Source organism: Bradyrhizobium sp. BR13661 (assembly GCF_029892425.1).
Lineage (GTDB): Bacteria > Pseudomonadota > Alphaproteobacteria > Rhizobiales > Xanthobacteraceae > Bradyrhizobium.
In genome coordinates this window covers 38,849-65,389 of record NZ_JARXWB010000040.1, presented here as the reverse complement: position 1 = coordinate 65,389, position 26,541 = coordinate 38,849, and the positions used below count along the sequence as shown (strand labels likewise).

At 63.0% G+C, this 26,541-nt stretch carries 26 protein-coding genes; 13 read left to right on the top strand and 13 right to left on the bottom strand.

Features of this window, described 5'->3' with window-relative positions:
• Nucleotides 1-218: 218 nt before the first annotated feature.
• Together M2427_RS37835 and M2427_RS37830 are read left to right on the top strand one after the other, a co-directional pair.
• On the top strand, nucleotides 219-1,211 hold the full coding sequence (locus M2427_RS37835; protein ID WP_280711903.1) for an ABC transporter substrate-binding protein: 993 nt from the start codon (nucleotides 219-221) through the stop codon (nucleotides 1,209-1,211).
• Nucleotides 1,212-1,333: 122 nt separating this feature from the next.
• Nucleotides 1,334-2,971 (top strand): hypothetical protein, encoded by a 1,638-nt coding sequence (locus M2427_RS37830; RefSeq protein ID WP_280711902.1) that lies wholly within the window; start codon nucleotides 1,334-1,336, stop codon nucleotides 2,969-2,971.
• A gap of 399 nt (nucleotides 2,972-3,370) precedes the next feature.
• Here M2427_RS37830 and M2427_RS37825 read toward each other — a convergent pair whose 3' ends face one another.
• On the bottom strand, nucleotides 3,371-4,060 hold the full coding sequence (locus tag M2427_RS37825) for an aspartate/glutamate racemase family protein (protein WP_280711901.1): 690 nt from the start codon (nucleotides 4,058-4,060) through the stop codon (nucleotides 3,371-3,373).
• A 292-nt stretch (nucleotides 4,061-4,352) separates the two neighbouring features.
• On the opposite strand from M2427_RS37825, the gene M2427_RS37820 reads away from it, so the two are divergent.
• Nucleotides 4,353-5,327, top strand: coding sequence for an MBL fold metallo-hydrolase (locus M2427_RS37820; protein WP_280711900.1), 975 nt, complete (start codon nucleotides 4,353-4,355; stop codon nucleotides 5,325-5,327).
• A 170-nt stretch (nucleotides 5,328-5,497) separates the two neighbouring features.
• The gene (locus M2427_RS37815; protein WP_280711899.1) at nucleotides 5,498-5,743 is read left to right on the top strand and encodes a hypothetical protein; all 246 of its coding nucleotides are present in this window, start codon (nucleotides 5,498-5,500) and stop codon (nucleotides 5,741-5,743) included.
• 25 nt (nucleotides 5,744-5,768) lie between these two features.
• Here the strand turns inward: M2427_RS37815 and M2427_RS37810 are convergent, their stop codons facing one another.
• From M2427_RS37810 to M2427_RS37780, 7 genes are all read right to left on the bottom strand, one after another.
• The gene (locus tag M2427_RS37810) at nucleotides 5,769-6,125 is read right to left on the bottom strand and encodes a hypothetical protein (protein WP_280711898.1); all 357 of its coding nucleotides are present in this window, start codon (nucleotides 6,123-6,125) and stop codon (nucleotides 5,769-5,771) included.
• A 141-nt stretch (nucleotides 6,126-6,266) separates the two neighbouring features.
• On the bottom strand, nucleotides 6,267-6,749 hold the full coding sequence (locus M2427_RS37805) for a hypothetical protein (protein WP_280711897.1): 483 nt from the start codon (nucleotides 6,747-6,749) through the stop codon (nucleotides 6,267-6,269).
• Between the two features lie 75 nt (nucleotides 6,750-6,824).
• Complete coding sequence (locus M2427_RS37800; RefSeq protein WP_280711896.1) at nucleotides 6,825-7,238, bottom strand: SRPBCC family protein; 414 nt, start codon at nucleotides 7,236-7,238, stop codon at nucleotides 6,825-6,827.
• Between the two features lie 207 nt (nucleotides 7,239-7,445).
• Entirely contained in the window at nucleotides 7,446-7,925 is a 480-nt protein-coding gene (locus tag M2427_RS37795; RefSeq protein ID WP_280711895.1) for a hypothetical protein, read from the bottom strand.
• A 6-nt stretch (nucleotides 7,926-7,931) separates the two neighbouring features.
• The gene (locus M2427_RS37790) at nucleotides 7,932-8,927 is read right to left on the bottom strand and encodes a tetratricopeptide repeat-containing protein (protein WP_280711894.1); all 996 of its coding nucleotides are present in this window, start codon (nucleotides 8,925-8,927) and stop codon (nucleotides 7,932-7,934) included.
• Between the two features lie 34 nt (nucleotides 8,928-8,961).
• On the bottom strand, nucleotides 8,962-9,993 hold the full coding sequence (locus M2427_RS37785; protein ID WP_348521971.1) for an alpha/beta hydrolase: 1,032 nt from the start codon (nucleotides 9,991-9,993) through the stop codon (nucleotides 8,962-8,964).
• Between the two features lie 138 nt (nucleotides 9,994-10,131).
• Nucleotides 10,132-11,193 (bottom strand): serine hydrolase, encoded by a 1,062-nt coding sequence (locus M2427_RS37780; RefSeq protein WP_280711893.1) that lies wholly within the window; start codon nucleotides 11,191-11,193, stop codon nucleotides 10,132-10,134.
• Between the two features lie 205 nt (nucleotides 11,194-11,398).
• Between M2427_RS37780 and plsY the strand changes: the two genes are divergently transcribed.
• A complete protein-coding gene (gene plsY / locus M2427_RS37775) occupies nucleotides 11,399-12,079 on the top strand; it encodes a glycerol-3-phosphate 1-O-acyltransferase PlsY (protein ID WP_280711892.1) in 681 nt (226 codons plus the stop codon).
• Here plsY and M2427_RS37770 read toward each other — a convergent pair.
• Genes M2427_RS37770 through M2427_RS37760 form a run of 3 tightly spaced genes read right to left on the bottom strand, consistent with a single transcriptional unit; the run spans nucleotide 12,076 to nucleotide 15,090 of the window.
• Nucleotides 12,076-12,822 carry a hypothetical protein gene (locus tag M2427_RS37770; protein ID WP_280711891.1) on the bottom strand — a complete coding sequence of 249 codons (747 nt, stop codon included), beginning with the start codon at nucleotides 12,820-12,822 and terminating at the stop codon, nucleotides 12,076-12,078. The two genes, plsY and M2427_RS37770, sit on opposite strands and share 4 nt — an antisense overlap.
• 31 nt (nucleotides 12,823-12,853) lie before the next feature.
• A complete protein-coding gene (locus M2427_RS37765; protein WP_348521972.1) occupies nucleotides 12,854-14,404 on the bottom strand; it encodes an amidase family protein in 1,551 nt (516 codons plus the stop codon).
• Nucleotides 14,405-14,460: 56 nt separating this feature from the next.
• Complete coding sequence (locus M2427_RS37760; RefSeq protein WP_280711889.1) at nucleotides 14,461-15,090, bottom strand: TetR/AcrR family transcriptional regulator; 630 nt, start codon at nucleotides 15,088-15,090, stop codon at nucleotides 14,461-14,463.
• Between the two features lie 93 nt (nucleotides 15,091-15,183).
• Here M2427_RS37760 and M2427_RS37755 point away from each other — a divergent pair, with 93 nt between their 5' ends.
• From M2427_RS37755 to M2427_RS37740, 4 genes are all read left to right on the top strand, one after another.
• Nucleotides 15,184-15,867, top strand: coding sequence for a hypothetical protein (locus tag M2427_RS37755; RefSeq protein ID WP_280711888.1), 684 nt, complete (start codon nucleotides 15,184-15,186; stop codon nucleotides 15,865-15,867).
• 68 nt (nucleotides 15,868-15,935) lie between these two features.
• Nucleotides 15,936-17,090, top strand: coding sequence for an acyl-CoA dehydrogenase family protein (locus M2427_RS37750; RefSeq protein ID WP_280711887.1), 1,155 nt, complete (start codon nucleotides 15,936-15,938; stop codon nucleotides 17,088-17,090).
• Between the two features lie 198 nt (nucleotides 17,091-17,288).
• Nucleotides 17,289-19,253, top strand: coding sequence for a methyl-accepting chemotaxis protein (locus M2427_RS37745; RefSeq protein ID WP_280711886.1), 1,965 nt, complete (start codon nucleotides 17,289-17,291; stop codon nucleotides 19,251-19,253).
• A gap of 118 nt (nucleotides 19,254-19,371) precedes the next feature.
• Nucleotides 19,372-19,872, top strand: coding sequence for a hypothetical protein (locus M2427_RS37740; protein WP_280711885.1), 501 nt, complete (start codon nucleotides 19,372-19,374; stop codon nucleotides 19,870-19,872).
• 18 nt (nucleotides 19,873-19,890) lie between these two features.
• Here the strand turns inward: M2427_RS37740 and M2427_RS37735 are convergent, their stop codons facing one another.
• Together M2427_RS37735 and M2427_RS37730 are read right to left on the bottom strand one after the other, a co-directional pair.
• Complete coding sequence (locus M2427_RS37735; protein WP_280711884.1) at nucleotides 19,891-22,059, bottom strand: EAL domain-containing protein; 2,169 nt, start codon at nucleotides 22,057-22,059, stop codon at nucleotides 19,891-19,893.
• 422 nt (nucleotides 22,060-22,481) lie between these two features.
• On the bottom strand, nucleotides 22,482-22,925 hold the full coding sequence (locus M2427_RS37730; protein WP_280711883.1) for a L,D-transpeptidase: 444 nt from the start codon (nucleotides 22,923-22,925) through the stop codon (nucleotides 22,482-22,484).
• 134 nt (nucleotides 22,926-23,059) lie between these two features.
• Here M2427_RS37730 and mepA point away from each other — a divergent pair, with 134 nt between their 5' ends.
• The 4 genes from mepA to modB all read left to right on the top strand — a co-directional run bounded on the left by mepA (nucleotide 23,060) and on the right by modB (nucleotide 26,539).
• Nucleotides 23,060-24,004 carry a penicillin-insensitive murein endopeptidase gene (mepA, locus tag M2427_RS37725; protein WP_280711882.1) on the top strand — a complete coding sequence of 315 codons (945 nt, stop codon included), beginning with the start codon at nucleotides 23,060-23,062 and terminating at the stop codon, nucleotides 24,002-24,004.
• Nucleotides 24,005-24,351: 347 nt separating this feature from the next.
• The gene (locus tag M2427_RS37720) at nucleotides 24,352-24,855 is read left to right on the top strand and encodes a hypothetical protein (RefSeq protein WP_280711881.1); all 504 of its coding nucleotides are present in this window, start codon (nucleotides 24,352-24,354) and stop codon (nucleotides 24,853-24,855) included.
• A 183-nt stretch (nucleotides 24,856-25,038) separates the two neighbouring features.
• The gene (gene modA / locus M2427_RS37715) at nucleotides 25,039-25,824 is read left to right on the top strand and encodes a molybdate ABC transporter substrate-binding protein (protein ID WP_280711880.1); all 786 of its coding nucleotides are present in this window, start codon (nucleotides 25,039-25,041) and stop codon (nucleotides 25,822-25,824) included.
• Between the two features lie 19 nt (nucleotides 25,825-25,843).
• On the top strand, nucleotides 25,844-26,539 hold the full coding sequence (gene modB, locus M2427_RS37710) for a molybdate ABC transporter permease subunit (protein WP_280711879.1): 696 nt from the start codon (nucleotides 25,844-25,846) through the stop codon (nucleotides 26,537-26,539).
• The last annotated feature ends 2 nt before the right edge of the window (nucleotides 26,540-26,541 follow it).

Genomic DNA, 26,541 nt, shown 5'->3' with positions numbered 1-26,541 from the left:
TCATTGACGATCGGACCCGACGACATCGGCCGACTGCAATGATTGGCGGCAACGGCCGCTCCCGACCTGTGCGTTTGCACACAACCAAGACCCAATTGAGACATCGAGGCTGTTCCTGCCTTAGGTCGATTGGCTGCCAGTTTCCACTCGTCAACCGGTCGCAAAATGCTAGTCTTAGTCATTGCGTGAGGCTTGACCCGAGGCTCTGGGGACGGCTAATGCGGCGGCGCGACTTCATCAAATTTCTTGCCGGCGGTGTAACGGTGTGGCCGCTCGCGGCGCGTGGGCAGAAGTTGGCAACGTTACCTCGTGTTGGCATTGTTTGGATCGCTCCTCAGGCGGTGGTCGCGCCGTTTCACGAAGCGTTTCGCCAGGGGCTACACGATCTGGGTTATGTCGAGGGCGAGACGATCGCAATCGAGGCGCGCTACGCCGAGGGGAAGGTCGAGCTTGCGCCCGGCATTGCCGAAGATCTTGTGCGGCTCAAGGTCGATGTAATCGTGGCGCCGTCAACGGCGATCGTGCGGCTGGTAAGGCAGGTGACCACCACGATTCCTATCGTGATGGCAAACGTGTCCGACCCGGTTGGATTTGGGTTTGTCGAAAGCCTTCAACGACCGGGGGGCAACGTTACCGGCTTTTCCAATCTGATGGTCGAACAGGTCGGCAAGAACGTCGAGTTGTGCAAGGAGGTCATTCCTAGCCTTTCCCGCCTTGCGCTGCTCGCAAATCCCGGAGTTCCTGATGCGACGCTCGTGTTGAAGGAAGTCCGGGCGGTGGCTCCCAGCTTAAGTTTCATTGTCATTCCGGTCGAGGCACGCCGGCCTGACGACCTGGAAGGCGCCGTCGCACAGGCGAGCGAACGGGGGGCCGATGGGCTTCTGGTTTCTACCATCGAGGGTATGTTCTTCGCGAACCGTCTGCGCATCATTGAGGCCACTGCCAGGCATCGGCTTCCGGCCGTATTTGCGGCGCCGCCGTTCGGACTTGCCAGCGCAGGCGCGCTGTTGGCCTACGGTGCAAATACGCCTGATATGCTTAGGCGCGCAACGAGTTACGTCGACAAGATACTCAAGGGCTCAAAACCTGCCGATCTTCCAGTCCAGCAACCGACCAAGTTCGAGCTCGGCGTCAACCTGAAGACCGCGAAGGCGCTTGGCCTGATTATCCCTCCATCGATCCTGGTGCGCGCTGACGAGGTAATCGAATAGCGCCGGATCCACGGGCATGATCGATGCAAAGGCGGTCGTGGGAGCGAACTTGACTCCTGCATCGCCTCGTAGGACCATCTTTTTTTTGGGTAGCCTCTGGACTGTCAGTTAGGAGGGTCACCATGGTACGGATCAATTTCAAAAATATCTTTACGTCCGGTTTTCAAGAAGACGCACTGACAACAAGCACAACGGACGACACGATTATCAATTTTGGCCGCCTGGCGACGACCGGCGACCTGTCGAGTGACATTTCTGCTTTTGCCGACGGCGTCACAATCCGAAATTTCGGTCACATAGAAACATTCGGCCTGGGTGCGCCGGCAATTGCTGCTGTCGGCCAAAATGAGACAATTGAGAACTACGGCTATGTCGCAACTCACGGCGGAGTGTTCGACCCCAACAATGCCTTTTTGACTTCCGACGGACTGTCGGCGTTTGGTGACCAGTTTCATATCGCCAATTACGGGACCGTTCGTATCGAAGGAGGTTTTGCATCTGCACTTATCGGTGGCGGCCTAAATGGAGTCGTGGCCAACTACGGTCACGTTCAGGACATTCAACCGGCCGGCGCCGTCGGCTCGCTCGCCGTAGGTGCGATCGGCGACGGTTCCAAAGCTGAGAATTTTGGTGACGTTACCGCTTCCGGGAACGGTCTCTCCGTGATGCTCGTGCGGGGCGAGGCTGCTGTTGAACTCAATACCGGCGAAATCCGGCTTGTTGGCGCGGAGGGAGATGGCATGCTGGCCCAGCTTCGCGATGCGTTCATCGCGAACCATGGCACGATTTCTGTCACTGGCGGAAGTAGCTTCGGGATTCTCGGCAGGGGTGACGGCCATCATATCAGCAACACCGGGACCATCGAAACGCACGGTACTTTTGCGGTCGGAATTGCGGGAACAGGTGGACTGTTTTTCAAGACCGGGCAGGACATAGATATTGTCAATAACGGTTGTGTAAGCACCCATGGCGACGCCGCTATCGGAATCGGGCTTGGCGTAACTAATAGCGATGTCTTCGCAGGCAGCGGCGATGCCTTCGGCAATGCTCTCAATGGGATCATTGAAAATCACGGCTCCATTGCCACCCATGGCGATGGAGCTGTGGGCGTTCTAATGGCCGGCGACGGTCATCATCTGACCAACAGCGGGCAGATTGTGACCAATGGTGGCGTCTATCATGGCGCCGCGCTCGGTGTCCCGCTGCGCGCGGCGGGTGTTGTCGTCTCTGGGAACCACGCAGCGGTTGATAACACTTGCACCGGAGTCATCCAGAGTGAGAACTTCGCTTCAGCCGCGGTGGAATTGAATGTCGTGGAGCGCGATGGCGTATCTAACGCGAACAATTCGTCGGTTTTGGATAATTTCGGGCTCATCCAGGGCACCTCCGTTGCGGTACTGGGTGGGAGCGGGCAGGAGGCCGTGGTGAACCACGGCCAAATCATCGGCGACGTGATGCTCGGCGCGGGCGACGATACGTTTGTGTTCGGCAAGGGAGGTCACGTCGCCGGCGACGTCTATCTCGGCGTAGGCAATGATCACGTCGTGATAGAAAGGGGGTCGGGTGTTTCTCACATCGCCGATATCTCGGCCGGCGACACGGTCGACGTCTCAGCCTTCTTCTCGAATCTCGGTCAACTCGCGAGCCATATCAAGCAGCACGGAAGCGACGTGTTCGTCAAGCTCGGCAGCAATGACACGCTGGTGCTTGAGCATACGCAAATAACCGGCTTGCATCTTCAAGACCTATTTGTGCTTTAGCCGGGACTTGCCCTCAGTTCATTAAAGACGCTGCGACAAGCGCCTACGCTGCTTGCGCGCGCGGACGAGAATTATAGATTAGGGACGCAATCTCGCTGCGATGCACGAGTCCGGAAATGGCCCATCCGCGAAGTCGCGGCCGTCTGACTGAGGTCCGCTCATCGCAGCAGAGCGGACCAATTTGCGCAACCTAAGCAAATGCCGAGCCTTTGAGGGTCCCTTCTTCAGGCGGCGACTGTCCCCGCCTCCGGCGGCACTCGCCCATACGCAGCGAGTAAGACCGGCTCTTCGGCGTCATGCGCGCTGTCGTCCACCATTTGAGAAAATGCGACAACCCCGGCGAATTGCTCGCCCATACACTTGCACGAAAAACATCTGCTTGTAGGCCATTCCACGCAATCACCCGATCGCAAAATCCGCCGCAGTCTCCGCGTGAATCGCCGTCGTGTCGAACGTCTCGACAGATGTATCCGCAGCGCCCACCAGCATCGTGATCTCGGTGCAGCCGAGGATGATGCACTCGGCACCTCGGGCGACGAGCGCGGCCATCACGTCCTGATAGTGGCGGCGCGAGGGATCGGAGACGATTCCGAGGCACAGCTCATCGTAGATGATGCGGTTCACATCGGCCCGTTCGTCGGCCGGAGGAACGAGAACATCGAGATCATGCGCCTTCAGCCGGTCGATGTAGAAGTCTTCCTCCATCGTGAACCTGGTGCCGAGGAGCCCGACGCGCCGGTATCCCCTGGCCCGAATGCGCTGCGCCGTGGCGTCGCCGATGTGGATGAAGGGGATGGTCAGCTTCGCGGTGATCTCGGGCGCCAGCTTATGCATCGTGTTCGTGCACAGCACGATCGCACGGGCACCGGCGCTTTCGAGCCGCCACGCCACCTCGGCAAGGCTCGCCGCGGCTTCCGCCCAGCGGCCGTCGTATTGCATCTCCTTGATGTCCTGGAAATCGTAGGAGTAAAGCAACAGCGGCGCAGAATGCAGCTTGCCCATGTGGTCACGGACGCGCTCGTTGATGAGCTTGTAATAGAGCGCTGTGCTCTCCCAGCTCATGCCGCCGATCAGGCCAATGGTTCGCATTCCGGTGCCTTTCGAAATCTGGCTCAATCACTTCAAAAGCCTTGCGATACCATTCAGCCGCTTGCTTGTCATCCTGAGGGAAACCAGCGCTTCCAGTGTCGTACAAAATACCGAGGCTGAGTGCGATCTGACCACCGTCCCTCTCGTCAGTTGAACAAGGTCGCCGATCATGGCGCAGCTCGCAACTCATAGCTCCGCGCGTCGTCAGGCTGCGGGCGCGTTGCGGGCATTGGAAGTCACTCGTAAAATGTGACAATACAAGATGTGCTTCCGGGAATTTGAGGGAAGAGTGATGAAACTCGTCTATCGGATGGGCTTAATCGGACTCGCGGCCCTGGGCCTGATCGCAGTCGTCGTTCTTTACAAGCTGCTGAGCAGTCCTTCGTTGGCGGCATACACCTCATTGCAGACTTCTTCCGCGCCAAGTTCAGCGCACATTAGTGCCCAGTTCATGGGAACGACGACCATTCTATTTGACGATGGAAAGACGAGAATATTGTCTGATGGGTTCTTTTCTCGCCCACCAATCTGGCGTCTGCTCATCGGTAAAATTCCGCCGGACGAGCGCCTGATCAACAGTGCCTTGAGCAAGGCTGGGATCAAGGGTCTAGATGCGATTTTTGTTGCTCACACGCATCATGACCACGCGATGGACACAGCAAGGGTCGCACTAAAAACTGGTGCGTTGGTCTTTGGATCGCTCTCGACGCGCAACGTCGTTCTCGGAGATGGCCTATCATCCGACCGCATCACCGTCTTCGACGATGGAAAGATCTATACTCTCGGCGATTTCACGGTCACAATTTTCCAAACCCCGCATTCGCCCGGCGTCGCCTTTCCGGGAACGGTCGATCACCCCCTCACCGTCCCCGCAAGTGCCAGTGAATATCGAGAGGGAGGTAATTTTTCTTTCCTCCTACAGCATCATTCGACAAGTCTTCTCCTGGTCGCGAGCGGTAATTTCATTCCTGGCAAGTTCAAGGGCGTGAAGGCGGACACCGTGTTTCTCGGTATCGGTGGGCTTGGCAAACAATCTGAGGAATTCATCTCTGACTATTGGCGCGAAGTGGTGCAGGCGGTTGGAGCCAAGGTCGTCATTCCCGTCCACTGGGACGACTTTACGCGTTCGCTTGATGAGCCTCTACGGCCAATGCCTTACGCTCTCGATGACTTCGACAATTCGATGAAATCCCTTCTGGCGTTGGCCAAACGGGACAACGTGCAGGTACGCCTTCCCGTTGCCTTTGAAACCTTCGGCGTGAACTGACTGATTTTAGGAAATGATTGCGCCATAGAAAGCTCCGCCTGACAAGTCCCCGCGCCGGAACAGCGGTCACGGCGGCATCACGCCTCCGATATGAATGGAATAACAAGCCTTCGACGCAAATCTGAATGTCTGAGCCGCGCAGCTCGCGCGGATGCCATTTGGAGGCCGCAATGATCACCTCGAAGCTAGTCGTCTTGCTCGCACTCGTCTCGACGATCGACGCCGTGTCGGCGCAATCCTTCCATCCCTCAATTCCGGGAAAGGAAACCACCACCAGACCCTGGACGGCGCCGGTCGGCCATCGCCAGCCGCACGTCTCAGACGTTCCCGCAACAACGATGGGACCGCAGGATTTCCTCGATCAGGAGGATGCGAACGTCGATCGCAAGATCAGCGGCATCTGCCGGGGGTGCTGAACGGGCTGACGCCGACCGCCCGTGGCTACTCGATCGTCGCATTCACCGTCATGACCGATCTTCCCGAGCCGTACGGTCCTTCTCCCTCACCATAGATCGCAAAGGTATCGTTGCCCTTGTATCCCGATGCCGCGGTGTACCTGAACGTCGTTACATTCAGCTGCCTGAGGGTCCCGTGCGCCGGCTTCTGGGCAACGCCCGATTTGTGCATTGCTCCTGGAATTCGCATCGGAAAGTTACATGTTTCACCCGACCTGACGGCGAAGTAGGCCGTCATGTCGACGCCAAACGTGGATGGATTGCCGGTGACGCGGCAGTCGGAGGCGGCGACAACCGAAACCGGCGTCAGGCTCAGGACAACCGCTATGGTCAATACACGCATGCTCGTCTCCCGTGAGGATGAGGTGGCAATGCGGCAATTGGCGTCGAAGCGGGGGTTTGCCATTGATTTGAATCAACAGGCTGGCCCGGACCACAGGTGATCGAATTGCCCAACGCAGGCTCTTCGGCTCTTGCCTCCAAACTAGCCTGCCGCCTCGATGGCTAGTGCCTTGATCGCTAGTGCCTTGGCCGCTGCGCTGGCGTGGTCCCTTTGCTCGATAAAACGACGAGCGCGCGGGATCGCATCGCGCAGATACTGGTCTGGCCCCCGCATTCGCCGCTTGTTCAGGTCACTCGTCGAGAGAAGGTCGAAGTCGACCATTTCGATCGTGCAAAGCCAGCCGTGATATTGGCTCGCCCACACGCGCTTGTGGTGCTGCAGCAATCGGTCACGCCTCGAGTAGCCGTGATAATCGAATGCAATGACACCGTCGGTGACATAGACATGGCTCCCCAGGAAACCCTCGGCGGGAATAACGCGCTCCGCGTAAAAGCCGGGAAGTGGAGGCTGATTCAGGAATACGCCTGCCAGAATATGGCAGGCGCCGTACCCGAAGAAGATGCGGTCCGGAAGCGACCATTGCCGGTGCGGATCAGCCTTGATGGTCTGGTCGAGAACATACATCGCCGTCACTCGAACCTGATTCGCGCAAGAGGAGCCTCTCGCCAATCAGATGCATGCGATGCGTCCGTCGGCAAGTCACGAGGTCTTCTTCGCCTCGACGTATCGCTTAAAGCTGTCGAGGATCGCCTGCCAGCCGCCCTGCTGCTGCTCGACCGGGTGGGTCGTCTCAGCGTCGAAGACGACGCGGACGACGACGCCTTTCGCCCCGGGCACGAACTCGACTTCTGCCTTGCGATCGCCGAACGAATATTCGATCAGCTTGTGTTCGACGATGGTCGTGTAGATGCCGGCGAAGTCGAAGCCCATGCTGCCGTCCTTTGCCTCCATGCGCGACGAGAACACGCCGCCTTCACGCAAATCGACCGTCGCCTTGGTCGTGTGCCAGTCCTCCGACGCCGCGTTCCATTTCACGATGTCCGCAGGCGTCGTGTAGGCACGCCAGACCTGATCGATCGGGGCGGCGACGCTGGTTTCGACGGTGATTCTCATGAGGAGTGCTCCAGTTCGATATTTGACGGCTCGAGGTACGAGATCACTTCCACGCGTGCGGGCCCATCGACCACGCCTTCGGGAGGTGTCGGCCCAAGGACGATCGAGACCGGTCCATGCCGACATCGGGTCGAACCGTCAATGCGATAAAAATCTGAAAAAATGCCGTCCGCTTCCGACGCGGGGCAGGCTGTTCAGGCTGACGAGCTATCGAAGCGGCGCCGAGAGCTCGTAATTCACGCAGTCCATCGCGATGTCGTATGGACCCTGATAGATGCTGTCACTCACCCACCGATAGACCTTGCGATACACGGTGGTTTGCTCGGAGCGCGGTTGACGGCCGGCCGGGCCGTGAGCATCCGAGATCGTCCTTGACGATGTCTCGGTCAGGGTCAGCTTCTGGTCGGGATGATCCTCGCGCGTGAACACCAGGGTCGCGACCAATCCCGAATTGTTGTCCGTTGCCCGGAAGCTCGAGCTCAAGAGCTGATCGTTGACCGCGCCAAGCAGCGATCCCTTGACCCAGGCCTTCGGCAACATGATGAGCGAAGAGCGGTTGAAGATGATGACAGGCGCATCGCCGCTGGGCAGCACGCCTCGGCAGCCATATTGCCAATCGCTGGCGGCGCTTGGCGCAGCATGCGCCATCAGGGCAAGGAAAATCAGTGCAGGAAGGGAGAAACGCATGGCAGGTCAGATCGGCCGCGCCTTCGCGCGAATGGCCGCCGACCGTTTGACCAGCGGCTGAGCATCCGCGTAGCGGCCCTGGTCTTTGTAGAATGCGGCGAGGTTGTCCAGGATATCGACAAGGTCAGGATGGTCGGGACCGAGCGTCTTCTCGAACGTCACAACCGATTGCTTGTACAGCCGCTCGGCATCGGCATTGCGGCCCTGACGCGCATAGAGCGTCGCCAGATTGTTCTGTGCCTGGGCGATATCGGGATGCTCGGGCCCGTACGCCTTCTCGGTCACCGCGATCGATCGCTTGAGCAGCCGCTCGGCGTCGGCATAGCGATGCCGATGGATGTAGGCGTCGGCGAGGTTGCTCATCAACACCGTGGCTTCGGGATCGTCGGGGCCGTTCGCCTTCTCGAGAATGGTGAGTCCCCGCTTGAACAGCGGCTCCGACTGGTCGTAGCGCCCCTGATTGCTGTAGACCGCGGCGAGGTTGCTCAGCGCCATCACGATGGAGGGATCGTTCCGGCCGAGCGTCTTCTCGCGGATCGCGATCGACCGCTTGAGCAGCGGCTCGGCGTCCGAATAATGCGCCTCGACCCGGTAGAGCTCGCCGAGATTGTTCAGCACGGTTGCGACTTCGGTCGAGACCGGACCGAGCGTCTTCTCCCGGATCGCCAGCGCGCGCTTGTACAGCAGCTCGGCGACCGGGTACTGGCCCAGATTGTAGTGGATCGTGCCCAAATCATTCAGCGGCATCGCGACCATGGCATCATCGGCGCCAAATTCCTTCTCGCGAAGGGCCAGGGCCTTCTGGGCGAGCGGCAGCGCTTCGATGTATTTGCCGGCGTTGTAGAGCTCTTTCATCTGCTGCGTCAGCACGCCTGCCTCATCCTCTCCCGCATGGGACGGCGCGGCGAGCGACAGGCTCAGGGAGAGCGCGGTGAGCGCAACACAGATCGATGATTTCAGGGCCTTCATCGCGCGTTCCTTCGCCGCTGGGGTCAGGGACATCTGCGGTTTTGGTGCGCCTCCGGGCCGGACAGGTTCAAATAAGGAATGCGGCGAGCTTCTCGATCAAGGGCTCCGGCGCCTCCTCGGGCAGATAATGCCCGCAAGGAAGGCTCTCGCCTCTGACGTCCGTGGCCTTTTCTCGCCAGGTCGCACGCACGTCATAGGTCGACCCGACGACGCCCTTTTCGCCCCAGAGCGCGAGCAAGGGACAACCGATCCGCTTGTCCGCATCGGCCGCGTCGTGGACGAGGTCGATGCCGGCAGAGGCCCGGTAATCCTCGCACACGGCGTGCAACGTCTCGGGCGTGTAGCACCGCCGGTATTCCTCGAACGCGACCGGATCGATCGCGCTCGGCGTCTTGTTCTGCTTGTTGATGTGGGCCTGAAGATAGAAATCGAGATTGTTGCCGATCAGGGTCTCCGGAAGCGGCGCCGGCTGGCTCAGGAAGAACCACCACATGTAACGCATGGCGAAATCCTTGGTCACCTTCCCATACATCGTCGCGGTCGGCGCGATGTCGAGCACGGCAGCTTTGGTCACCGCGTGGGGATGATCCAGCAGCAACCGGTGCAGAACACGCCCGCCGCGGTCGTGACCGGCAGCAAGGAAGCGCTCGAAGCCGAGCGACTGCATCACCTCGACCTGGTCGCGCGCCATCTCGCGCTTGGAATAGGCGACGCTGTCCTTGCCGCCGTCGGGCTTGCTGGAATCGCCGTAACCCCTGAGATCGGTGAGCACGACAGTGAACCGCTCGGCAAGTCTTGGTGCAACCTTGTGCCAGCACACGACCGTCTGGGGATGGCCATGGAGGAGCAGCAGCGGCGGGCCCTCTCCCTTCACCAGGGTGTTGATCTCCGCGCCTGCGGTCTTGATGCGGCTGCGACGAAAGCCCGGCAACAGTTTTTCGATCGGGTCGGTGGCCACGGCTGTCTTCTCCTCGGCAAACGCGGGCAGATTTAGCATCGACGAACCGATCGCGCCCGTGGTCGTCGCCGCGAGCGACATCAGGCGGCGACGCGTCAACGGCGCATCGGACGGATGGTCTGCAAGCTCATTGTCGGACATGTCCCCTCCCCGGACGATATTGGCTCTTTCCGGGAAGGTGCCGGGCCGATTAGCGAAAATCCAATGTCAGGTCAAAATATGATTATGCATGGCTTGCATAAACGGCCAAGTCGACGGATGGCCCCGCCCGACGCCCGATCAATTCCTCAACGTCGCCGGCAGGATGTAGCGATCCAGCAGATCCAGTTCGGGCGCGACCATGTTCTTGGATTCCCGCCCCGCATTGAAGACCACGACCATGTCGAGCGACGGGATGATGATGGTCTTCTGCGAATTGAAGCCGAGTGCAGCGGCCCATTCGATGGTGCCGGTGCTGTCCGGCGAATGCCCTATCCACCATTGATAGCCATAGCCGAACGCGGCCTTATCCGTCTTGATGTGCTCGGCGGTCGATCGCTCTATCCAGGAGGCCGAAACGATCTGCTTGCCGTCCCAGGCCCCGCGGTTGAGAACGAGCTGGCCGATCTTCGCCCAGTCGCGCGGCCGCAGGCTTAGTCCATACGACGACGTCGGAAGGCCGCTCACCGGGTTCCGGTACCAGGCAACATCCTCGATGCCGAGCGGTGCGAAGATGTTCTCCTGAGCGAGCACATCGACGCCTTTCCCGGTGACCTTCTTCAGGATGGTGCCGATCAGCTCGGTTTCGGCATTGTTATACTGGAAGGACACGTTGTCGTACTGGAAGGACACGCCGAGAGCCCTCTCGGTGCCCAATCCCGCCGACATCGTCAGGAGATGGCGGAGCGTCATGCGATCCTTGTCCCATGCGCGCAGGCCCGCATAATCAGGGAGATACGACGAGATCGGCGCGTCCAGATCCTTGATCAAGCCGCGATCCATGGCGACGCCGACCAGCAGCGAGACGACGCTCTTGGTCATGGAGTAGCCGTTGTGCCGCGTGGTCGCGTCGTAATTCATCTGGTGCGGATAATCATAGTAGCGCTCAAACACGAGCACGCCGTGCCTGATGACGACGATGTCGTCGACATTGGCGAGCTTGCCGCCACTGATGCCCTCGTCCATCGCGCAGAGCAGCGCGGTGTTGAGCCCCTGCTTCTCCGGCACGGTCATCACCCATCCGTCATGGATGTCCTGAGGAATGCCGCAAGCGGATGCGGGTTCGGCGCCGACGGGACCCAAGGCGACGGCACAGAAGGCGACGGCACACACCGCTGTAACGACGCAGGTCCATATCCGCATGTCAGGCTCTCCCCCACCGTTTCCCACAAGGCGTGGTGCAAAGATGCCGTTCCATGTGCGGCCATTTTGCGGCGTTGCGCACTTTGATGGAGCCTTCATTTGAGGCAGACGCAGGCGACACCATGACCATCGGCGAACGATGCCCTGCCCATGGCGCTCAGTCGAGGTTGGCGATAAAAGCGCCTACCGGACACGGGACACAAACATGGCATTCTGGATCGCGGGCGCAGCTGGATTGGTGATCGCCTATCTGCTCGGCGCGATCCCCACGGGCTATCTCGCGGGAAAGCTGCTTGGAGGCATCGACATCCGCGAGCACGGCTCGAAGTCCACCGGGGCCACGAATGTGCTGCGGACCCTCGGCAAATGGCCTGCGTTGGCGGTGCTCGTCATCGATGTGCTCAAGGGCGCGGCCGCGATCATCGTTGCCCGCGCGTTCTGTCCCTGGCTCATCAGCGAATTATCTGCGACGCCGCCGACCGCGTCGGATCTGGATATCGGGGTGCCGTGGATCGTGTGCCTCGCGGGCATTGCCGCGCTGCTGGGGCACGGCCGCTCGATCTGGCTAAACTTTACGGGCGGCAAATCGGCAGCGACCGGGCTCGGCGTACTGCTGGCGATGTCGTGGCCGGTGGGGTTGGGCACGGCGGCCGTCTTCGGCATCGTGCTGGCGCTCTCCCGCATTGTCTCCCTGAGCTCGATGCTCGCGGCATTGACCGCCATCATCCTCGTCTGCGGCTTCGCGCATCCGCTGCCTTATCGGCTGCTGGTGATCGCGGGCGGGCTCTATGTGATCATCCGCCACCGCGCCAATGTTCAACGGCTGCTGGCGGGCACGGAGCCGCGGCTCGGGCAAAGCAGCCCGGATGCGAAGGCGGAGGCCTAATTCGGCGCCTGCAGCGCGGCGGTGAAGCTGGCGAGATCGGCGCGCGCGATCTCATCGGGCGCCCATCTGGGAAGGTCGGCGAGCTCTGCAACCAGGCGAGCCCGGTCCCCGGGCGTCAGAAACTCCGCCCAGACGCCGCGCGTGTCGCGCAGCGCGGCCGCGACGAGGCGCGCGTTGGCGGGCTTGGGGGTGCCCTGGATCGCAGCGCAGACCGTAGTCAGGATGAACAAGGCACTGTTCTTGCGGACGCCAGCAAAGCCCTCCGCCCGAATGCGGGTGCGCTGCTCGGGCGGCAGGTCATTCCAGAATAACGGGATCGCAACGGCCTCGCGTGCCAGGCCACGGATCATGAAGGTGATCGCCGTCGCGTACTGGTCGCCGTACTCCATCATGTTGCGCCCGAGCGCCCCCAGGTCAGGCTGCGGCCCCGGCTTGACGCCGTAAAAGATGAAGAGCTTGTGAGTCTGGTTAGCGGCGTCGAACCAGTCCGGCAGCCAGTTCATGTCGCTCGCCTCCGGGGGCGGCAGCGCCGCGAAGGCGTCGAGATCGTAGATGTGGCCGAGCATGGCGGCGACATCAGGCCGGGTCAGGTCGGGCCGCTGGCCCTTTTTCGCGACACCGTCGACATAGACCTTGAAGGTCTTCGCGGCATCGCGCGCGGCGTTCAGCTCGTGGATGCCGTCCTGCGCGAAGGCGGGCGAGGCGAATGCGAGCAGGACCAGGAGAATTCTGACGATCGGCATGAGAATTGGTCGCACGCCTCGCCGCCTTGGTTCAGAGCGCCGGCAGGCCGGGCGGGGCTTTACGCATCTGCGAGGCCTGCTCATAGGCGTAGGCGAGACGCAGCAGCTTGTGCTCGCTCCAGGCCCGGCCCGCGAAACTGACGCCGAGCGGATAGTCCGGCGTCTCCTTGTCGCCGGCGCCCGAGATGAAGCCTGCGGGCACCATGACGCTGGGATAACCCGCCTTCGCCGAAATCACGCAGCCGCTGCTGCCGGGGAACAGCACTGCATCGAGCTTGTGCTGGTTCATATAGGCATCCATGCCGCGCGTCTTCGCCGAGAGCAAGTCCATGGCGCGCGCCGATTTGTACTCGCGCTCGCTGAGATCGCCCCGGGTGAGGTCGGCGGCAAGGAACAGGTCCTGGCCGAAGCGCATCGCCCTGTCTCCGTGCGCCGCGTTGAAGGCGATGATGTCGGCCATGGTCTTGAGGTCGGTATTGGTCGCCCAATCCGTCAAATAGCGATTGAGGCCGTATTTCAGCTCGTAGACGAACACGATCGGCGCGCCGGTGGGATTGCCCTTGTTGCTGCTCAGCGGATTGCGGTTGAGCACGGCCATGCCGGTGCCCGGCCCGCCGATCCAGCCTGACGTCGGTATGTTCGCGCGCACGATGACGGCACCGAGATCCTCCATCACCTTGATCGCCTCGGTCATCACCTTGAGCCATGCGGGTTGAAGCTTGCCGTAGTAACGATCGTTCAGCGGATCTGAGGGATCGCTCGGCACGCCGATGCGCGCGCCCTTCATCGCATCGCGCGAGAGGTCCGCGGCGTAGTCGGCCGGCCGCCGCTGCCGCTCCGTGGCGGGATCGCGCGGGTCTTCCGCCGCGAGCACGTTCAAAAGGATCGCCGCATCGCGCACTGTGCGCGTCATCGGCCCTGCGGTATCCTGGCTATGCGCGATCGGGATGATGCCGGCGCGGCTGATCAGGCCGACCGTCGGCTTCACGGTGACGAGCCCATTCTGGCTAGCGGGATACAGCAACGAACCCGACGTCTCGGTCCCAATCGAGGCCGCGCACAGGCCGGCCGCGACGGCGACCGCCGACCCCGCGCTCGAGCCACCCGGCGTCACGACCGGGATGTTGTGCTCACCCATCAGCGCCGGCGCGTAAGGATTCCTCACCTGGCCGCCGAGCGAGGAATAGCCCCCGGGCATCTCGAACGCGATGAAGTTGGCGAACTCGGTCAAATTCGCCTTGCCCAGGATCACCGCACCGGCCTTGCGCAGCAGCTTGACGACGGTGGCGTCGCGCTTCGCACGCGCGCCCTCCAGCGCCAGCGAGCCCGCCGTGGTCGGCTGCTTGTCTGATGTCGCGATGTTGTCCTTCACCAGGATCGGCACGCCGGCCAGCGGCCGCTTGGCTGATGGCCGGCTGCCGTCGAGCCCGCTTGCAATCGCGAGCGCGTCGGGATTGAGCGCGCGAACCGAGTTCAGCGCCGGCCCGCCGCGGTCATAGGCCGCGATGCGCGCGAGATAGGCTTTTGTCAACGCCGTGGCGGTGACCTGCCCGCCAGCCAGGGCATCGATGATATCGCTCATCGGCGCGTGTTCGAGCCTTAGCTCAGGCGGCGCCTCGGCGCGGCGGGTCGGCTTCTTCACGTGCGCGACCTCTTGGCTTTCTCGACGGACGGCGCCGCTTCGATCAGCGCCTTGAGGAAAGTGAGCACGATGCGTCCGCCGCGATCGTCGTCGCCACCGGTCGGCGACAGCGCAAGCCCGCGGCTCAGCGCGGCAAGGCCGGTCGCGATCTCCGACGGTTCTCCCGGGACCTTTTTGCCGAACAGCTCGAACAGATGCGCGATCATCGTGCCGAGCGCGCGGCGATGCTTGCGATTCGACTCGTTATAGACTTTCGCGAACGCAGGGCTGCGCAGCGCATGCAGTTGCAGCTCGATCGCGAGCACGCCGAGATCGGGATCGGAATTGACCGTCTCAGCCCAGGCCTCGATGCCCGCCATGGCGGCAGCGGCGTCGCCTTGCGCACGCGCCAACGCCGCCTCGATCCGCGTGCGCTCCTCGGATTGATGCTGCTGGATCAGCTCGAGCAGGATCGCCTCCTTGTCCGGAAAGTTCGAGTAGATCGCGCCCAGCGAGAAGCCCGCAGCCTCGGCGATGTCGCGGATCGAGGCCATCGCAAAACCCTTTTTCACGATCTCCCGGCGGGCCGCCTCGATCAGGAGGCTCCTGGTACGAGCCTGACTTTCTTCGCGATTCAGCTTCGGCACGCGCACATTCTCTCTCGCTCGTAAATATCACTTGATATTCGAATATCAGTCGATATCTATATTGCATCGATGGTTTGTCGAAGGGCATATAACATGGAACAGAAAAACCTGGACCGCACGCTGGCGCTGCTTGCCAGCCTTGCAGCCTTGACCGTCGCCGCGATGGTGGCCGCCATCCTCGCGACCCACAGCTCGCAGGATTTCTTCCAGAGCGCGCGCGCGATCGACGACTACCGTGCCTTCATTGCCTCGCCGCTTGCCGTCCTCGGACTTCGGCTCAACCTCGGCCTCGACAATCTCTTCATGGTTTTCTACGGCGCCTTCTTCGTGGCGCTGGCCGCCCGCCTGCGCGGGCTGGTGGATTCGCGATTGGTCAGCGTCGCGCTGGCGGCCGCCATGCTGACGCTGCTGCTGGATTCGCTGGAAAATCATCACATCATGACGATTGTGCACGCGCTCCAGATGGGCCTGCCGGTGTCGGCCGCCGACGGTGAAATCCAGATGATCGCGTCTCAGGTCAAGTTTCATGCGAGCTATCTCGCGACATTCCTGTTCTCGCTCGGCTTCCTCCGTCTCGGTAGAATGGGACGCATCATTGCGATCGTACTCTGGTGCTACATCCCCTTCGGCATCCTGATCTCCGTCGTGCCGCCCGAGCAGGCCAAAGCCCTGGCCTTGGCGCGAACGATCTTCTTTGTCCTCGCCTTCGTGCTGTCCGCCATCCTGTTCTTCTCGCTGGCCCGGAAAGACGACGCTACGACTGCCGTTGCGGCTTGATTGAGGTGCGCAGATAGATCACCATCGCGTTTCACCGCTCACGGCAGAATGGGCGAGGAAGCGCTGACATGGACGGAACTGTCGGAGATGATCTCGTCGCGCGGGCGCGGGCCATCGCGCCGCTGATTGCGAGCGAAGCTGACGAGATCGAACGGACGCGCCGGCTGACGCCTGACGTCGTGGGTGCGCTGATCGAGAACGGGCTCTATCGCGTCCTGCTGCCAAAGAGCCTGGGCGGATCGGAAGCCCCGCCCGAGACCTTCATGCGGATGCTGGAGGAGATCGCGAAGGCCGATGCATCCACGGCCTGGTGTCTCGGCCAATGCTCGGTCTGCGCGATGATCGCGGCGGCGCTCGACCACGACAGCGCGCATGAGATCTTCAACACCGCGCCCGGCATCCTCGCCTGGGGCGCGGTGGCGCATGAGGCGCGCGCGGTCGAGGGCGGCTACCGCGTCACCGCGCGCTGGGATTTTGCCTCGGGCTCGCGGCAGGCGAGCTGGCTCGGGGCGCATGTCCGCATTGCCAATGAAGACGGCACAGCGCGGAAGAATGCAGACGGCTCGCCCGAACTGCGCACCATCCTGTTCCCGGTCGCAAGCGCCGTGATGCACGACGTCTGGCAGGCGATCGGGCTCGCCGGCACCGGCACCGATTCCTATGAGGTGAAGGATCTCTTCATCCCCGGTCGCTTTGCCGTGTTCCGCGACATGCCCGAGGCCTTGCGCGAGCCGGGCCCACTTTATCGGCTGCCGACCGGCTCGACCTTCAGCCTCGGCTTTGCCGCCGTCTCGCTCGGCGTCGCGCGCGCGACGCTGGATGCGGCGATTGCGCTGGCGCGCGGAAAACACCAATCGCTAGCCGCACACGCGATGCGCGACAACCAGGCGGTCCAGGGCCTGATCGGCCGCACCGAGGCCGATCTGCGCGCCGCGCGCGCCTATCTCTATGCGACCGCGCATGCGATGTGGCGCGAGCTTTCCGCAACAGGCGTGTTCAGCCCGGCGCATCGCAGCGCCGTCCGCCTCGCCGCGACCTGGACCATCCAGCAATCGGCTGGGGTGGTCGACACCGCCTATCACATGGCCGGCGCCACCGCCGTCTTCCGCGGCAATCCGTTCGAGCGACGGTTTCGTGACATGCATGCGATTGCCCAGCAGATCCAGGCGCGCGACACGCATTTTGAGGACGTCGGCAAGATGATCCTGGCCGAAATCAGCTAGCCACGCGCGACGCTGCGGCGCTTTGTCCCTGCTTGCGGCGAACAAGCCAATCTCATCATGCGCTTGGCGCATTGAGTCATGCAAAAGGACCGTAGCGAATTCGTGCAAACACGGGGCTGTCCGTCCTTGTTGTTAAGCAATTTCTGGGACCGTTCAGGGCAAGCCACAATCAATATTTGGAATGCCCGGGAATTCTCGATGCTCAAGCTCAAGTCGATTGCGGCCCGCCTGATTCTCACCATCGCGCTCACCGTCGCGGTGGCCTGCGCCATCCTCTCCGGTTTCTCGATCACCCAGCAGCGGGCGCTGACGCGAATGGCGCTCGATCAGCAGCTCAAGCTGCAATATGAGAGCGTGATTGCAGCCATCGACTACGAGGGACGTTCGGCCCTTGCGGTCTCCGCCGCGATCGCGGCGCTGCCGCCCGTCGGCGACGCCATCGTGAGGGGCGACCGCGATGCGCTCGGTGCCCTGCTCGGCGACGCCAACAAGGCGCTGAAAGCCCAGGGCATCCCGCTGATCACCTTCCAGCTTCCGCCCGCAATCTCTTTCTATCGCGTCCACACGCCAAAGACGTTCGGCGACGACGTCTCCGCGCGCCGCGTCACCGTGGTCGAAGCGCTCAAGACCGGCCGGCAGATCGTCGGCGTTGAGCCCGGCCGCGAGGCGCTCGGCATCTTCGGCATGACGCCGATCGTGCGCGACGGCAAGAACCTCGCCAATGTCGACGTCGGCGCCGCCTTCGGCAAGGAATTCGTCGACCGCGCCAAGAAGCGCTTCGGCATCGACCTCGCGGTCTATTCGGTCGACGGCACGTCGCTGAACAAGCTGTCGTCGACCTTCGGCGAGAACGCCGTCGCCAAGCCCGACGAGCTGAAAGCCGTGATCTCAGGCGCGCCGCTGCTGCGCGAGGCCGAGCTCGATGGCCATCCCGTCGAGGTCTATGTCGGGCCGATCAAGAACTACGCCGGCCAACCGGTCGGCGTGGTCGAGATCATCAAGGACACGACCGAATACGAGGCCGCCTTCGCCGCCTCCGAACGCAACCTGATCCTCGGCACGGTCGCCATCCTGGCCGTCGCCATCCTGCTGGCATTCCTGCTTGGGCGCGGGCTGTCGCGGCCGCTCACCGCGATCACAGCGGTCATGAACCGGCTGTCGAGCGGCGACACCAGCGTCACCATTCCCGGCAGCGAGCGGCCGGACGAACTCGGTACCATGGCCAAGGCGGTCGAAACGTTCCGCCAGGGCATGCTCGAAACAGGCGCGCTGCGCGAGGCGCAGGAGGCCGACAAGGCCAGGGCCGCGATCGAGAAGCAGGCGCTGCAGCGCCAGATGGCCGACCGCTTCGAGGCCGACGTCAAGGGCGTGGTTGCCGCCGTCGCCAGGGCGACCGAGGGCATGCAGCATGTCGCCGGCGAAATCACATCCAGCGTCAACGGCACCTCGCAGCGTGCCGCCGCCGCGGCAACCGCCTCGGAAGAAGCTTCGACCAGCGTCAATGCGGTCGCGGCTGCGACCGAGGAGCTCGCCTCCTCCGTCACCGAGATCGGCCGCCAGGTCACCCATTCCAGTCAGGTTGCGAGCGGTGCGGTGGTCAAGGCCACCGAGACCACCGAAATGGTCACGAGCCTTGCAGCCTCGGCCGAGCGCATCGGCGACGTGCTGCGGCTGATCAGCGAGATCGCGAGCCAGACCAATCTGCTGGCGCTGAATGCCACCATCGAGGCGGCGCGTGCGGGCGACGCCGGCCGCGGCTTTGCCGTGGTCGCCTCCGAAGTGAAGGAGCTCGCGAGCCAGACTGCAAAGGCCACCGACGAGATCGCGGCCCAGGTCAACGCGATCCAGGCGGCGACCGGCAATTGCGTCACCGCGATTTCCGATATCAGCGGCACCATCCGCGAGATCAGCGGCATCGCCACCACGATCGCGGCTGCCGTCGAGGAGCAAGGCTCGGCAACGCGGGAGATCGCCCGCAGCGTGCAGCAGGCCTCCACCGGCACGACCGACGTCTCGGCCAACGTCGCCGGTGCGAGCCAGGCCGCCGATCAGTCGCGGGCGCTCGCCGGCAATGTCATGGTCGCCTCAGGCGAGCTCGGGCAGCATGCGGCAGCGCTGATGAAGAGCGTGGATATTTTCCTGGCGGGACTTCGCGCGGCGTAAGCGCCGCGCGACTGGCCGCGATCCGTTTGATTTAAATCAAGCACGCGACAGCAAGGCTGTTTCCAAATAGGCTGTCGATGGCCGCGCAGAAGCGCCGCCGCACAGCACGGAGATGGTCATGAGGTTCTCGAGTTCTCTGCGCACTCACATTCTCGCCGCAGCCGGCACCCTGCTCGTCACGGGCGCCGCCCAGGCCGGCCCGATGCCGACATCGGTGGCGGCGATGAAGTCGATGGTCGATCCTGTCACCACCGAAGTGCGCTGGGGCTACGGCTACCGCGGCGGCTACGGTTATCGCGGCGTCGGATTAGGCTACCGGGGTGGCTATGGCTATCGTGGTGGCCTCGCCTATCGCGGTGGCTATGGTTATCGCGGCTATGGTTATCGGGGCTATGGCTACCGCGGTTACGGCTATCGCGGCCTCGGCTACGGTCTTGCAGGCGCCGTCGTCGGCGCCGGGATCGCGAGCGCGTATTACGGTGGCTATGGCGGCTATTACGGCGGCGGCTATCCCGCCTACAGCTATCCAGCCGAGGCGTATTACGGCTATGGCGGCGGCGGAGGGTATGGCTATGTCGACGACAGGTGCATGCCGTCCGGCCCTTACTCCGGCTACTAGAAGCCGGAGTGCCGAAGGCTAGGCCACCAGCGCGGCATCTTCATCCGCGCCATCGATGCCACGTTGCGCGGCCAGGAGACTGATGATCTCGGCGTTCGGCCGGGCCTTGCTGAACAGGAAGCCCTGGCCCTCGTCGCAGCCTTCGGCGCGCAGGCAACTCAGCTCGGCCTCGGTCTCGACGCCCTCGGCGGTGATGATGACGCCGAGGCCTTTGCCGAGGCTGACGATGGAGCGGATGATCGCCTGGGCCTCGCGGTTGGCGCCGAGATCGCGCACGAAGGACTGGTCGATCTTGATCTTGTCAAACGGGAAGCTGCGCAAATAGCTGAGGCTGGAATAGCCGGTGCCGAAATCGTCCATCGAGATGCGCACGCCGAGCGCGCGCAGCGCGTGCAGCGTCGCCAGCACCTGCGCGCTCTTCTCCAGCAGCAGCGTCTCGGTGATCTCGAGCTCGAGCCGGCGCGGCGGCAGGCCGGAATGCTTCAGTGCGTCCGTCACCATCGAGAGCAGATTGCCGCTGCGGAACTGGAGCGGCGACAGATTGACGGCGACGCGGACGTCGTCCGGCCAGCTTGCGGCGTCGAGGCAGGCACGGCGCAGCATCAGGCCGCCCAGCGGATTGATGAGACCGGTCTCTTCCGCAACCGGGATGAACTCGGCCGGCGAGACCATGCCGCGCTCGGCATGCGGCCAGCGCACCAGCGCCTCGAAGCCGGTGATGCGGCCGCTCTGGAGGTCGATCAGCGGCTGATAATAGGGGCGCAGCACGTCGTTCTGGATCGCATCGCGCAGCTCGACCTCGATCTTGCGGCGGCTCTGCGCTTTCGCATCGAGCGCGGCCTCGAAGAAGGCAAAGGTGCCGCGCGCATCTAGCTTGGCCCGCGACAGCGCCATGCCGGCGCTCTTGAGCAGCTTTTCGGACTCGTCGCCGTCGCCGGGCGCCATCGCGATGCCGATGGAGGCGCCGATCACCACGGAATGGCCGTCGAGCAGATAGGGATCGGCAATCGCCTCGAGCAGGCGTTTGGCGAGACCAGCCGCGTCCTCCGGGCGCGTCAGCCCGCTCTGGACGATGGCGAACTCGTCGGAGTTGAGCCGCGCCAGCGCGTCTTCCTCGCGCAGAGTCGAGCGCAGACGCTTGGCGACGCCGCGCAACAGCTTGTCGCCGACCGCATGCCCCAGCGTGTCGTTGACCGCCTTGAAATTGTCGAGCCCCAGCATCAGCACCGCGACCTTCTCGGGGCTGCGCCGCGAATGCAGCAGCATCTCGTCCATGGTCTGGCGCAACAGGTTGCGGTTGGGCAGCCCGGTCAGCCCGTCGTGCTGGGCCATGAAGGCAAGCCGCGCCTCGGCGCGCTTGCGCTCGGTGATGTCCATCAGCGCGAGCAGCACGGCGGGCCGGTCGTTATAGGTCAGTTCGCGGGAATAGATCGCAAGATCGATCAGCGCGCCGTCGGCCTTGACATGCTTCCAGGTGCGCGCGGCCTGCTCCTCGCTGGACCAGTCGGTGGTCCAGGGCGGCTCGCTGTCGAAGGCCTGCAAAGAGCGGATCTTCAGCCGCTCGAACTCGGCGCGGCTGTAGCCGTAATGCGCGATTGCGGCGTCGTTGACGCCGAGGATACGCTCGTCGTCCAGCGCGCAGACGATCATGGGGACGGGGTTGCCGTCGAACAGCAGGCGGAACGAGGCCTCGCGCTGCTTCAATTCGGTGATGTCGACGCGCAGGCCCACGACGCCGCCGTCATCGGTGCGGCGTTCCTCGATCAGGATGACCCGGCCATCGGATAGCGTCTGCTCGTGGCGCTTGCCGGGCTCGTAGAGCTTCTTCAGCCGCGCGGCGATCCATTCCTCCTCGTGACCGGCCGCTTCCGGATAGTCGCCACGGGCAACGCCGACCCGCAACGTGTCTTCCAGACGCGCACCTTCCTGGAACAGATCGGCGGTCTTGCTGTAGATCTCGGCGTACTGCTTGTTCCAGAGAACGTAGCGGCCTTCGGGATCGAGGATCACGATGCCCTGCGGCAAGAGATCGATGGCCTGGCGCAGCCGCTCATGCGACCGGCGCGCTTCGGCGATGGCCGCTTCGGCTTCCGCACGGCTTTGCACGAGCTGGTCGCGATCGATCGGTGCACGAGGCGCGCGCGCGAATCGCGGCTTGTGCGGCCGTTGGCGGCCACGGGCAGGCACGTTGCGCTTTCGCTTTTTTGTTTTCTTCGACCCCAAACTCAACTTCACTCATCCTAGCCGCGCCCAGCGGCCGCAAGTCTTGCTCCAAGTGTCTGAAAGAAAAGTAATCTTGGTCGGCGGCGTCAAGAAACTGTCACCGCGCAGCGCGACGACCTTGCCTGTTTACGAGGCGCGAATTCCGTCGGGCGGCGCATCGAGCCGGCTTTCTCGTCGCATTCGGCGAGGGAGAAGATGCAAAAACACGCATTCTCCTTGAATCAATTCCGCAACCAGGTTCGCTTGCATGCAGGACGGTAAACGCATCGCGTTCCACGCATGAATTTTGGTCACTGCAGGATAGAGTTATCGCGCCGTTAAAAATCACGCCGATGCGGCGAAAATCTGCAACTTATTGCCGATCTTCCCGCTGAGTTGGAAGCGCCCTAATCCGAAATATGGATCGTGGTGTTGCCAGCGCCTTCACGCTTGATCAGCGCGAACAGGGCTGCTGCGTGGGCGGGATGCAGCCGGACACAGCCATGCGACGCCGGGCCACCGAGGCGGGAGATGTCGGTCGTGCCGTGAATGGCAAAGCCGTAATAGAAGAAGATCGCGTGCGGCATCGGCGCATTGTAGTATTTGCGCGAGAAATAGCTGCGCATCATCGCCTGCGGATGGAAGGTGCCGCTCGGCGTGCCGTAGCCGCTGCGCCCGGTCGAGACCGGCCAGGAATAGCGCGGCGCGCCGTCGACCCGCACCGACATGTGCTGTGAGGATTTGTCGATATCGACCTGGACGTCGGCCCGCGCCGGGGTGACCAGGATCGGGGCCAGTGCAAAACTGGCGAGAGCGACCCGCCGCGCGAGCCACGTCAGAAAAAATGTCATAATGAAAAACCCTCTGCCTTAAGGGCATGATGTCGCGAGGCGCCTGCGGCTGTAAAGACGTTGTGAGGTCAGGCCGGCGTGACAAGCCTAATTCTTAACCCTGACGCGGCGGCGATGGGTTATAAGAAGTCAGCATGAGTCCCCGCCGCATCGCCCCTCTCCTGCTCGTCATGACGCTCCTGACCGCCAGCGGCGCGCTGGCCCAGGACAAGGGCAGCGTGAACCCAAAGCCGCTGCCGCCGCTGGCCAATCCGAACGATCCCAAGATCGGCGCCAAGGAACTGTTCGCGCGCAAGCTGCTGCCCTCGACGGGACCGGCGCATGTCATCGGCTCCTATGTAAAGGGCTGCATCGGCGGCGCCGAGCAGATGCCGCTCAACGGCGATGCCTGGCAGGTGATGCGGCTGTCGCGTAACCGCAATTACGGCCACCCTGACATGATCGCGCTGATCAAGCGCCTGGCCGCCAAGGCGCATAAGGACGCGGGCTGGCCGGGCATCCTGGTCGGCGACATCGGCCAGCCGCGTGGCGGGCCGGCGCTCTCAGGCCATGCCAGCCACCAAATCGGTCTCGATGCGGACATCTGGCTGACGCCGATGCCGGACCGTCGGCTCTCGCGCGAGGAGCGCGAGGAAATGTCCGCGGTGATGATGGTGCGCGACGACCGCCTCGACATCGATCCCAAGGTGTTCACGCCGAGCCATGTGCTGGTGCTGCGCGACGCCGCGCAGGAGCCGGCGGTGCAGCGCATCTTCGTCAATGCCGCGATCAAGAAGGCACTGTGCCGCGAGGCCAAGGGCGATCGCTCCTGGCTGTCGAAGATCCGCCCCTGGTGGGGCCACGACTATCATTTCCACATCCGCATGCGCTGCCCCGCGGGCGCGAGCGAATGCCAGGGCCAGCCGTCGCAATCCGAGGACGAAGGCTGCAAGCCCTCCGACTTCGCCTATTGGTTCAGCGAGGGCGTGCTGCATCCCAAGCCGCCTACGGAGCCGCCGAAGCCGAAGCCGCCGATGACGCTGGCGCAGATGCCGGCCGCCTGCAGGGCCGTGCTGCATGCGCCGGACGCGAAGCCGTAGGGCGTGTGGGGAGGCTGTCGCCTCACATACTGCCGTCGTCCCGGACTAGCGCGCCCCAAGCGCGCGCAGATCCGGGACCCATACTACCAGGACGTCGTGCGGCGCGAACTGGTCACTCCGAGTCTTCGCCAAACTACTGCCAGTGGCTATGGATCCCGGATCTGCGCGCGCTTGGGCGCGCTTGTCCGGGATGACGAACTTGTTGGTTGGTTCGTCTATCCCAAATGCGATAGGATCACCCCAGCCGCCGCGCCGTAAGCCTGCGGCATTCCGGGATGCGCATCCCGCCTCCAACAAAAACTGACTGCAAGCCTCGCATCCTCGCGCGGCCAACGACGAGATTTGACATGCGCGTCCTCGTTCTCCTTGCCGTGCTCTCGATCAGTGCGACCTCCGCTTTCGCTGCCGAAGAGCCGAGCGGCTGTGACAAGTTCAAATGGCCGATTGAGCGCGACCGCGCTGCGCTGACCGCGCCTGATCGTGCCAAGCTGGCCTCGGGAGCCGAGCAAGCCGCGGTCCCGTCCTCGGCGATCACGCTGGGTCTGGTCGCGCCTGCCGAGGCAAAACTGCCCTCGCCGCCGGAGCGGGCGCCGAAGGACGGCACCTTTGCCGGCTTCACCAGCATCAAGGCGGCAAAGGCCGGGCTCTACACCATCAGCCTGTCGAGCGGGGCCTGGGTCGACCTGGTCCAGGATGGGCATTTCCTCAAGCCCGTGGCCTTCAGCGGCGCGACCGATTGCGACGGCATCCGCAAGACCATGAAATACGAGCTCTCGGACAAGCCGTTCGTGCTCCAGATCAGCGGCGCCAAGGACAATTCGCTGTCGATTTCGATCCTGCCGGCGCAGTAGGTTAGACAAACGGTCGCCTTTGACCTCAGGCGTCAGCCTGCTATCTTCGCGGCCAGCGATATCCCTGTCGGCCGTAAGCCGTTCCGGGACACGTGGAACAGCGCTTCCGCCCGTCGCCTCATCCACCCAACGCCAGATTTGCGCGTACGTTTCGTGCGCGCGGGCTCGCACGGAGCGCCATCCATGTACCGACTTACCGGACTTTTCACCGCCTTCGTCATGCTCGCGGGCACCAGCCTTTCGCCTGCGAAGGCCGAGGACAAGACCATCACGGTGTTCGCTGCCGCCTCGATGAAGAACGCGCTCGACGAGATCGATGCCGCCTACACCGCCAAAACCGGCGTCAAGTTCAGCGTCAGCTATGCCGCGAGCTCGGTTCTGGCAAAACAGATCGAGCAGGGTGCGCCGGCCGACGTGTTCGTCTCCGCCGATACGGACTGGATGGATTACGCGCTGTCCAAGAAGACCATCAACGAGACGACGCGGGTCAATCTGCTCGGCAACAGCATCGTCCTGATCGCGCCAAAGGATTCCAAAATCGACAACGTGACCATCGCGCAAGGCTTCGACCTCGCAAAACTCGCCGGCGACGGCAGGATCGCGACCGGCGACGTCAAGTCGGTGCCAGTTGGCAAATACGCCAAGGCTGCGCTTGAGAAGCTGGGGGCCTGGCAGGCGGCGGAGCCGAAATTCGCGATGGCCGAGAGCGTGCGCGCCGCGCTGACGCTGGTGGCGCGTGGCGAAGCCAACCTCGGTATCGTCTATTCCACCGACGCCAAGGTCGAGCCCGGCGTGAAGATCGTCGGCACCTTCCCGGCGGATTCGCATCCGGCGATCATCTATCCCGTGGCCGCGACCACGACCGCGAAACCCGAGACCAACGATTATCTCGCCTTCCTGCGCACGACGGCCGCCAAGACCATTCTGGAAAAATACGGCTTCAAATTCCTGATCGGCCCGACAACATGATTCTTGCCACCTGATTTTCGTGCTCGACATCTCTCCCGCGGAATGGACGGCGATCCTGCTCTCGCTCAGGGTCGCGGTGATCGCGACGCTGGTGGCAACGCCGTTCGGCATTGCGCTGGCGTGGCTGCTCGCCCGCCGCGATTTCTGGGGCAAGTCCGTGCTGGATGCGATCGTGCATCTGCCGTTGGTGCTGCCGCCTGTCGTGACCGGCTATCTGCTGCTGCTCACCTTTGGCCGCCGCGGTCTCGTCGGCGGCTTCCTCGCCGATCATCTCGGCATCGTCTTCGCGTTCCGCTGGACCGGTGCTGCGCTCGCCTGCGGCGTGATGTCGTTTCCGCTGCTGGTGCGCCCGATGCGGCTGTCGATCGAGGCGATCGATCGCCGGCTCGAGCAGGCGGCCGAGACGCTGGGCGCCGCGCCTTTCAAGGTCTTCTTCACCGTGACGCTGCCGCTGGCGCTGCCCGGCGTGCTCGCCGGCATGGTGCTCGGTTTTGCCAAGGCGATCGGCGAGTTCGGCGCCACCATCACCTTCGTCTCCAACATTCCCGGCGAGACCCAGACGATTTCGTCGGCGATCTATTCGCTGATCCAGACGCCCGATGGCGATGCCGCCGCAGGCCGGCTTGTCGTCATCTCGATCGCGCTCGCGCTCGGCGCGCTGATATCAGCCGAGTGGTTCGCCCGCCGCGCCACTGCGCGCCTGCACGGGAATTGACC